Source organism: [Clostridium] aminophilum (assembly GCF_900101295.1).
In the GTDB taxonomy this organism is placed as follows: Bacteria; Bacillota; Clostridia; order Lachnospirales; family Lachnospiraceae; genus Clostridium_R; species Clostridium_R aminophilum_A.
The window spans coordinates 1-6,926 of record NZ_FOIL01000088.1 but is presented as its reverse complement, the minus strand read 5'-3'; the positions used below and the strand labels follow the sequence as shown (position 1 = coordinate 6,926).

Sequence of the window (6,926 nt, the reverse complement as noted above, 5' to 3'; positions counted from 1 at the left end):
GGTGACAGCTTCCTTGGCGAAGCTCTTAGCGAGGTCTTTTCGAGCTTAGTGCGTGCCATGGAAATTCACTTAGCGAGGTTTTCTCGAGCTTAGTGAATTTGCTTACAGCGGCGTGCGCATCCTCGCGGAGCGTTTTTATTTCATAGGGAATTTCGGAGAAATTTCCTATGAAATAAAAAAAGGAGCCTTCTTACTCGTAAGAAAGCTCCGAAAAATAGCCTGCGGCTGATATCGAATTTCTTCCCTACGCCGGTATTAGCCGGATCAGGTTCAAAGGGTCAGACGGTTTGTCCTCTCAGCTCCGAAGAGTTCCCCCAAAATTGCGATTCCTATTAAAAAATGTTGCTTTTGTTGCATTATATTTTGAAATTTATGGATTGTCAACGCTGAAATCAAGAAATATAAAGAAAATTTAATGGAATTTTCTCATTTATTGATGAATAAAATATCATGTTGGAGCCTTGCGGATGATACGAAAAAGGAGATGAGTGAAAATACCAAAGAGGAGAAGGAAGCGGTTTCAAATGGTATAATAGCTTCTACTTAGCGAGCAAAGCGAGCTTAGTAGAACTAATACCAAACCCTTAACGAGATCAAGTCGGAGACGCAGATCGAGTTTAGTTGTTGTGGTAGAATAGAAATAGAGCAGAACCGGCTGAGAAAAGAATAGGAAAGATGCATCATCAGTCCGGAATAAATGACGGAAGAAAAGGTTGGAAGAAGATGAAAGAATACAAGGGGAAAAATCTGGAGTTTGACGGGCAGACACTGTTTATCGGATATCAGCTGGAATATGCTGGGAAGACGGTCCTTTCGGGCATCAATCGAAAAGCGGAGCGGCCAATGCCGATCTGGCTGGAGATCGATCCAGATGTGGAACAGAAGGAAGAAAGATCGAATTGTTTTGAACATAAAGAGAGCGGTGAGCGTGCAGAGAGTAGAGGGAACGGGAAGTTTCGCCTTATTTCTTCACCGCAGGAAATCCATGTGCTTCAGCTCTTTGTTATGAATGAGATGATTCAAAAAGGGGAGATTCCGGAGAACTTCTTTCAGAAACCGGATCCGGAGGATAAGATCGTCGGAAAATGGATCTCGTCCATCCAGTTCTGGAAGAAAGAAAAGAAACATACCGATGCCATGATCTTGAATCTTCGGGAGAATGGCACCTATGAGATGACATGGCAGCCGGAAATGATTCCGGGAGAATTTGCGTTGGAGAGAGTCGGAGAGGCATTCCGGAAACCGGAGTCGGACCGGCGGATGGTGACCGGAAGATGGGGAAAACTGGACGATCATCTTCAGAGAGTAAAAAAGCCGGACCCATATGCGAACCGGGATTACCGGCTTATGGCGGAAGCGGACGCTCCTTATGGGAAGGTGCCGGTGGCGGCAGTTCTTCACAAAAGTCTGATCACGCATAAGCCGGCGCTCACCGTGACCTTCTATTCCGCGGAGGGAATGGAGGAGACGCTGCAGGTGACATTTTACCGTCCGGATATGGTTTGACGGAAGCGGTGACCCGCGGTTGGAGGAAAAAACGCTTATGCTTTCGCTTTTTCGGAGCAAGATGGAATCTTCATGGATCACACCATGCGATAGGGCAGTCTGAAGACATTACACAGAACATGAAAAAAGTGCTGTAAACGGCTTGACTGAGCGGTTTACAGCACTTTTTGGATTCTGAAATGGCGCGATTTTATTGCCTCAGGGGTGGATTTGTCCGGTTAAGAGGAAAAATATCGCGTCTGAGAGCCTGTTTGAGACGGAATATTTTCGTTCCGTCTGTTTATCATGAGATTGACGGCGGCACAGAGCAGGATGGTGATGACCATGTCCGGAAGCGTATTTCCGACAACAATATCCACCCGCATCAGAATGCGATACAGGATAAAACCGATCAGCCATAAAAACAGATTCGGAAGGTTGAAGGAGCGGTGCTCGTCTCTCTTTTTTAAAATAAAGAAATCCGCAATCTGGATCGCAATCATCGGAGCAAATACCGATCCGATGAAATAGAGGAATTCGGTGATATCATAAAGCGGAAGAAATATTGCGCCCAGAGTACCGATCACTGTGACGGCGATGGCAACGGCTTTTCCGTTGATTTTTCCGGGAAGCGATTCACTGGACACACCGGCAGAGTAGGCATCCAGAAAGGTTGTGGTAACGGTGGAGAATACGATGATCAATAGCCCCGCGATGCCGAGCCCCGCTTTCATCATGATCTGTGCCACGTCGGATTCAGCTGTGAAAATCGCAGCACCCATGCCGATCACATACATCCAGCAGCTCACGAGCCCATAGGTAACCGCACTGACGGCAGTTGCTGCAGCCGGCTTTTGAGCCTCACGGGTATAATCGCTGATCAGCGGAAGCCAAGACAGCGGCATGGCAACGGAAAGCTCGACCGCCGCACCAAAGGTCATATCTTCGCCGCTGACGTTCGGGACACTGCTGTTTTGAAAAATGACGAAGCAAAGCACAATGGTCAGAAGGAAGAGGGCGGTCATGGCAGCGGTATTCACCTTGCCGAGATTCTTGATTCCGATCAGAATCCAGAGAATAATCAGTGCGCCGATGACCGTACACCATATCCAGTTTCCGATGGAAAAGATCCCATTTACCGCGAGGGCTCCGTCAAAAATCATGATTGCCGTCCAGCCGGCGAGCTGAAGGATATTCAGAGCCGAAAAGAGCAAGGCACCTTTCGTGCCAAAACTCATCTTTGCGGTTTCCATTGCGCTTTTTCGCATTGTTCCGCCAATCAGACCCGAAAGGAAAAGCATCAGGCATCCGATGACATGGCCGGTCAGAATGGCAAGAAGTCCCTTGATAAAACCGAGGGGAGCAAAATAGGTTCCGGTGATGATCTCCGCGATGGAAACGGCGGCGCCGAACCAGATTAAGCCGTTTTCAAAAACCGATGTGCGTTTCTCTTCCATCTATTTTCCCTCCTTTGCGAATTCACCTGTGAGGTCAAATGCATGGTTCATCGGTCCGGAACCGGCTCCAAGATTCAGCATGGCTGCCAGTGCACCGGAGATATAATCCTTTGCTCTTTGTACCGAGTCCGCAAGCGAAAAGCCTTTGGCAAGATTGGCGGCAATGGCACTGGAGAGCGTACATCCGGTTCCATGGGTGTTGGGATTATCAATTCGTTTTCCCTCAAACCAGATCAGTTTGCCGTCGGTATAGAGCAGATCATTTGCATCATTGATGCTGTGACCGCCTTTGAGAAGAACGGCGCAGGAGTAACGGTCTCCGATTTCACGGGCTGCCGCGAGCATATCGTCTTTGGTGTGAATGGTCATCCCTGAGAGAACTTCTGCTTCGGGAATATTCGGCGTGACAAGGGCCGCGACGGGCAGCAGTTTTTCGGTCATGGTCATAACCGCATCCGTCTTCAGCAGAGAAGAACCGGAGGTTGCCACCATAACCGGATCCACAACGATGTTTCTGGCGTCATAATGCCGCAGCCGATCCGCAATCACACAGATCAGTTCGCTGGACGACACCATGCCGATTTTTACGGCATCGGGATAAATGTCTTCGAATACCGCGTCAATCTGCTGTTGCAAAAAATCAGGTGTGGATTCCTGAATGGCTCTCACACCGGTTGTGTTTTGTGCGGTTAAGGCCGTAATGGCACTCATGGCGTAGACACCATTCATTGTCATGGTTTTGATATCTGCCTGAATACCGGCGCCTCCGCTGCAGTCACTTCCTGCAATGGTCAATGCTGTTTTCATGATCATTTTTCTCCTTTCGTTGTTTCAGCATCGTTTTCTATAGCGGCAGAAGGTGGTGCTCCCAATCTGTCGCTTGTGATAAGCCCGGGACGCGTTTGGCGCCGCGGGCCTTCCATCGGATTTCGTTGTGGTAATTCTGTGTTTTCGTTTTGGCTGTTCATACTCTGCCGTTTGGAAACAGAGATATCAATGGCCGTATCTCGCATCGTTATGCGGTTTTATGCATTTTAAACCGGTTGTCATATCAACTCATGGCCGGTCAAGCGTCTCCTGCATGGTATGGAGAATGCCGGCATGTTTCAGGCTGCAGATCAAAACCGCGGAGATTGCGGCTCCTCCTGCCGTGGAGATGAAAAACGGCAGGACAAATGCATAAAATGCAAGACCGGCTGCGCTCTGCCCCATAAATAAAACGGCGATCGGGTATGCGCACAGGCCGCCCAAAACGGCGGTGCCGAATACTTCACCGGCCAGTGTCTCGCCGGTTTTTTTCGTTTTGGCATAGATGACACCGCACACCAGTGCGCCGAACATGCTGCCGGGAAATGCCAGGAGACTTCCGAGACCAAGAAAATTCCGGATCAGGGAGGCGGCAAATGCGGCACATACTCCATAGACTGGGCCGAGTAACACCGCACACAGAATGTTGACCATGTGCTGAAACGGGGAACATTTGCTCCCGAAAACCGGGAACGAAAAGAGGCTCCCGACAACCGCAACGGCGCAGAATACACCTGCAATCGCTAATTTTCTGGTATTTGTCTTATTCATTCTTTTTCTCCTTTGATTTACGCGAACAACGGGCCAAAGTCTTTTATGTTTGGCATGTCGCGCTGATTACGGAAACGTCTGTTTCAGCGGCGCTTCCTCGTGGCACAGTGATTTGGCAATAACTGCATGGAAGTTCGGTCGATGCTTCATGGCATCCTCTCACGCCGGAACACGGCTTCCCATCGCTGATCTACAAGACTCAGGGCGCTCCCCCTCAGTCCGCCACAGATGTGGATTACGTTTCCTCCTTTCTCAAAGGATGAGCAAAACGGCAGATCCGCTAAGCTCGAAAACACAATTTCCGCCATATTTCGCGGGTTTCCCTTCAGTGCCCCCATGTTCTTACAGCCGGCAAATGTCGGTTCATGCAAGCATGACAGCCGCCTGCCGGTCTTTTGAAACAAAAACAGGAGGATACCTTTTGCGGTATCCTCCTGTAACAGAGCGAAAGTGTTTCCTACGGCGGCATTATCCACATCAGGTATAAGGGTCGAAGGTGTTTCCTTCCTCTCAGCCTGTCCATACAAGCTCCCCTGAATTTATTTTTGGTCAATAGTACACCTTGATTTAAAGAAATACAATAGTTTTCAGAAAATCAGCAAAAAAAACATCAACGCATGAGAAAAATAAATAAATCCATCTGCGGATGCTGCAAAATGACAAAGGTGGATTTCGTTCTGTTCCGCTGTGACAGGAAAAAGAGAACCCAAATGTTTCACGTGAAACATTTTAAGCAGACAGATGCACTAAAGAAAAAAATGGTATGCACGCATAATCTGTGTTAGAATCAACGCTGCGAATCAAAGAATGAAAAAGAAAGAATCAATTTGGAGGAACCATGTCAGAATACTCAATCGGAGAGGTCACAGCGAGTGATTCTTACAGCCGGGCAGCGGTAAAAGCGCTTCTGGAAAAAGAGGGAATCCGTCTGGATGCCAATCTGGATTACACCTGTGCCATGTATGATGAAGACATGAATGTCATTGCGACGGGAAGTCTTTTTTTGAATACGCTTCGCTGCATGGCAGTGAGCAGTGATCATCAGGGCGAAGCGCTGATGAATGAGATCGTGACCCATCTGGTGCAGAAGCAGATGGAACGGGGAATGATGCATCTGTTTTTGTATACCAAATGTGATACGGCGAAATTTTTTGCAACAATGGGATTTTATGAGATTGCCCGGATTGAGGGACATCTTGTGTTTATGGAGAACCGCAGAGACGGCTTTTCATCGTACCTGAAGCAGCTTCGCTCTGAGACCGAAGCACAGCTTGCGGAAAAGGGATGGGCATTCGCCGGATGGACGAAGGAAGATACGGACGAAAAAACGGAGAAAAAACGGGAAGATAAATCGGACGAAAAGCAGGACGAAAAGACAAAGAAGATTGCGGCGGTCGTCATGAATGCGAACCCGTTTACCCTCGGACACCGGCATCTTCTGGAAACGGCATCCAAAGACCATGATCTGGTACATGTGTTTGTGGTCAGTGAGGATGCCAGCCTCTTTCCGTTCCGTGTACGTAAAAAACTGGTGATGGAGGGAAGCCGGGATCTTCCGAATCTCATCTATCACGAGAGCGGACCGTATATCATCAGCAATGCGACATTTCCCAGCTATTTCCAGAAGAGCGGAGAGGATGTTATCCGCGGACACGCGCTGCTGGACCTGAATATTTTCGGTCATATCGCGGAGGAACTCGGGATTACCGAGCGATTTGTCGGCGAGGAACCGCGAAGTCAGGTGACGGGAATCTACAATGAAATCATGCATGAAGAACTGCCGAAACTGGGGCTTCGATGTGTGGAGATTCCCAGACTCCGGAACCGTGAAAAGGATGAGGCAATCAGCGCGTCTGATGTCAGAAGTGCACTGAAGACCGGAGATTTCTGCATTCTGGAGAAATTGCTTCCAAAGACAACACTGGACTACGTGAAGAGTGAGGAGGCAGAGTCGGTGCTTGCGGCGATCCGCAGAGCGCAGGAAGTGATTCACTACTGACAGAGAGAACACGGGTGTAAAAAAGGATGTCATACGGAACCATCCGTTGAAGAAATCGGTACGAAAAGCGTCTGTCCGGGAAAATCGGGCAGGCGTTTTTGGTTGTGCGCCTAGCGGCGCACGTTTCTAACGGGTTCAAGTCCCGAATCCGCCCGGTAGTGGGAAGGATATAGCCGAAGGCAAGGGTGTCCGTCGTGAGATGGAATCTGAAGGAAGCTGGATGTGAGGAACATACTAACTCACGGGCAAATCTCTGGTCTGACGAACAGAAATCTCATATGAGGTCATGCATGAGGGTAAGGCTGCAACACAAGTCGAAGCCCAATAACTACACGGAATCATGCATGATAAATGAGGCAGATGGATGGAGAGGAAGAAACGTGTGGTACCTAGGGAGGTCTGTGTGA

5 protein-coding genes and 2 riboswitches are annotated in these 6,926 nt (G+C 48.8%); of the genes, 2 read left to right on the top strand and 3 right to left on the bottom strand.

Going from position 1 to position 6,926, the window contains the following annotated elements; all coding sequences use genetic code 11:
* Positions 1 to 224: 224 nt before the first annotated feature.
* Positions 225 to 326, bottom strand: a riboswitch (TPP riboswitch).
* Positions 327 to 723: 397 nt separating this feature from the next.
* Complete coding sequence (locus tag BMW41_RS13660) at positions 724 to 1,506, top strand: hypothetical protein (protein ID WP_143050888.1); 783 nt, start codon at positions 724 to 726, stop codon at positions 1,504 to 1,506.
* A 218-nt stretch (positions 1,507 to 1,724) separates the two neighbouring features.
* Here BMW41_RS13660 and cytX read toward each other — a convergent pair whose 3' ends face one another.
* The 3 genes from cytX to thiW all read right to left on the bottom strand — a co-directional run bounded on the left by cytX (position 1,725) and on the right by thiW (position 4,520).
* Positions 1,725 to 2,942 carry a putative hydroxymethylpyrimidine transporter CytX gene (cytX, locus tag BMW41_RS13655; RefSeq protein ID WP_074650744.1) on the bottom strand — a complete coding sequence of 406 codons (1,218 nt, stop codon included), beginning with the start codon at positions 2,940 to 2,942 and terminating at the stop codon, positions 1,725 to 1,727.
* Positions 2,943 to 3,749, bottom strand: a complete 807-nt coding sequence (thiD, locus tag BMW41_RS13650; RefSeq protein WP_074650748.1) for a bifunctional hydroxymethylpyrimidine kinase/phosphomethylpyrimidine kinase — start codon at positions 3,747 to 3,749, stop codon at positions 2,943 to 2,945.
* 249 nt (positions 3,750 to 3,998) lie between these two features.
* Entirely contained in the window at positions 3,999 to 4,520 is a 522-nt protein-coding gene (gene thiW, locus BMW41_RS13645; RefSeq protein WP_074650742.1) for an energy coupling factor transporter S component ThiW, read from the bottom strand.
* 437 nt (positions 4,521 to 4,957) lie between these two features.
* A riboswitch (TPP riboswitch) is annotated at positions 4,958 to 5,065 on the bottom strand.
* A 293-nt stretch (positions 5,066 to 5,358) separates the two neighbouring features.
* On the opposite strand from thiW, the gene BMW41_RS13640 reads away from it, so the two are divergent.
* Positions 5,359 to 6,519, top strand: a complete 1,161-nt coding sequence (locus BMW41_RS13640) for a [citrate (pro-3S)-lyase] ligase (RefSeq protein ID WP_074650740.1) — start codon at positions 5,359 to 5,361, stop codon at positions 6,517 to 6,519.
* The last annotated feature ends 407 nt before the right edge of the window (positions 6,520 to 6,926 follow it).